This is a genomic window from Asaia sp. SF2.1 (assembly GCF_000505765.1).
Lineage (GTDB): Bacteria > Pseudomonadota > Alphaproteobacteria > Acetobacterales > Acetobacteraceae > Asaia > Asaia bogorensis.
On record NZ_AYXS01000048.1, the window covers coordinates 59,471 to 61,832 of the forward strand.

Genomic DNA, 2,362 nt, shown 5'->3' on the forward strand with positions numbered 1-2,362 from the left:
GTGTTCGGCTATTACGCTGCCGATATCGGCAGGGCGTTTTTTCCCTCGGGCAACGCCCAGGCCGAGTTGATGTCGTCTTTTGCCACGTTCGGTGCCGGGTTTCTGATGCGCCCACTCGGTGCTCTTGTGCTCGGCGCCTATGTTGATCGTATCGGGCGGCGCAAGGGGCTTATCCTCACGCTCACCCTCATGGCCATTGGCACCATGACCCTGGCCCTGACGCCCAGTTACAAGAGGATCGGTATTCTCGCGCCGCTTCTGGTGTTGCTCGGGCGGCTGATCCAGGGGTTTTCCGCCGGGGTCGAGGTGGGATCGAGTTCTGTCTATCTGTCCGAAATCGCCACGGAGAAAAATCGCGGTTTTATCGTGGCTTTCCAGTCTGCCTCCATTCAGCTCGCCGTCGTGCTGGCCGCGGCAATCGGATTTGGCCTGACATCCCTGCTGGGCGGTCCGGTCATGTCGGCTTGGGGGTGGCGTATTCCGCTCGCGCTGGGCTGTATGATCGTGCCTGTGCTCATATTCCTGCGGCGCAATCTGCAGGAAACCGAGGCTTTTTCCTCTCAGGCCACGCATCCCGGCATTTGGGAGATTGCGGTGTCTTTGGTCCGTAACTGGTATGTGGGGCTGATTGGTATCCTGACCGGTGTGATGAGCACGGTCTCGTTTTATGTAATCACCGCCTATTGCCCTGCTTTTGGTACGCGCGTGCTGCATCTGGGGCGACAGGATGCGCTGCTGGTCACACTTTGCGCGGGGCTCGCCAATCTGGTTCTGGTCCCTGTTTTCGGGCTGGTTTCTGACAGGATCGGGCGCAAGAAGCTGCTGATTGGCGCCACAACGCTCGTGTTGTGTCTGGCATGGCCGATGATGAAATGGTTGGTGGCTGCGCCGAGCTTCGGCAGGTTGCTCAGTGTCGAGCTGGCTTTGGCGATACTCTACAGTGCCTATAACGGGGCCGCCATCGTCTGGCTGACCGAGATCGTACCGCCGCGTATACGCACGACGGGTTTCTCCCTGGCCTACAGTCTAGCCACCTGCATCGGCGGGTTTAGCCCGGTCGTATGCACTTGGCTGATCTTGCAGACCCAGGACAGGGCCATGCCTGCATTGTGGCTTTCTGCGGCGGCGGCGTGTGGGTTGCTCGCTGCCATTGTGTCGCGGCCCTATGTCGAACGTAGCCCGCGCCAAGTCGGATAAACGTTTGGAGATAAAAAAGGCCAGGAGAGTATCCCGGCCTTTTCTTTTCTGATCTGCAAGGGTGTCGAGCCTATTCCCGCTCGACCTGCAATTTCTTGATATTGGCGATGGCCTTGGCCGGGTTCAGACCCTTGGGGCAGGTCTGGGTGCAGTTCATGATGGTGCGGCAGCCATAGAGCTTCATGGAATCATCCAGCGCTTCCAATCGCTCGCCCGTATGGTCGTCGCGGCTGTCCATGATCCAGCGATTGGCGGCCAGCAGAGTGGCTGGCCCGAGATAGCGGTCGCCATTCCACCAATAGGACGGGCAGGACGTGCTGCAGCAGAAGCACAGGATGCACTCCCACATGCCATCCAGCTTTTCGCGCTCTTCCACGCTTTGCAGGCGTTCGGTATCGGGCGGCGGCGGGGTGTCGCTTTTCAGCCAGGGCTGAATGGATTCAAGCTGGGCATAAGCGCCGTTCAGGTTGGGCACCAGATCCTTCACCACCGGCATATGCGGCAGCGGATTGATCTTGACCGTGCCCTTGATCGAGCTGATGGGCTTGAGACAGGCCAGCGTGTTTTCGCCATCGATGTTCATGGCGCAGGACCCGCAGATCCCCTCGCGGCAGGAGCGGCGGAAGGTCAGCGTCGCGTCGATATGGTCCTTGATATAGAGCAGGGCATCGAGAACCATCGGCCCGACCTTGTCGAGATCCAGCTCGTAGCTGTCGAGGCTCGGATTGGACTCGTCATCGGGCGACCAGCGATAGACCTGAAACGTGGCCTTGCGCTTGGCTTCGGCAGGCGCCGGATAGAATTTGCCGGGGCGGGTCGTGCTGTTTTTGGGCAGGCGGAGTTCAACCATGGTGAGGCTCCTCAGTAAACACGTTTCTTGGGCGGGAAGACCTCGACATCATTGGTCAGGGTCTGCATCCGCACCGGCCGGTAGAGCAGGCTCACCGCACCATCCTTATCGAGATAGGAGACGGTATGTTTCATCCAGTGCCCGTCATCGCGTTCGGGATAATCGTCATGGGCATGGGCGCCACGCGTTTCGTGGCGTGCATGGGCACTTTCGATCGTCACCGTCGCATTGGCGAGCAAATTCGCGAATTCCAGGGCTTCCATCAGATCGCTGTTCCAGATCAGCGAGCGATCGGCCAGCCCCATATGCTGCGCG

2 protein-coding genes and 1 pseudogene are annotated in these 2,362 nt (G+C 59.6%); 1 reads left to right on the forward strand and 2 read right to left on the reverse strand.

Annotated elements, in window-relative coordinates:
* On the forward strand, positions 1-1,197 hold a 1,197-nt coding region (gene tcuC, locus P792_RS33140; RefSeq protein ID WP_035440565.1), incomplete at its 5' end, for a tricarballylate/proton symporter TcuC.
* Positions 1,198-1,267: 70 nt separating this feature from the next.
* Here tcuC and P792_RS33145 read toward each other — a convergent pair.
* Entirely contained in the window at positions 1,268-2,047 is a 780-nt protein-coding gene (locus P792_RS33145; RefSeq protein ID WP_023979649.1) for a succinate dehydrogenase iron-sulfur subunit, read from the reverse strand.
* Positions 2,048-2,058: 11 nt separating this feature from the next.
* Positions 2,059-2,362 (reverse strand): annotated as a pseudogene (locus P792_RS39170) (succinate dehydrogenase/fumarate reductase flavoprotein subunit); the annotation flags it as partial.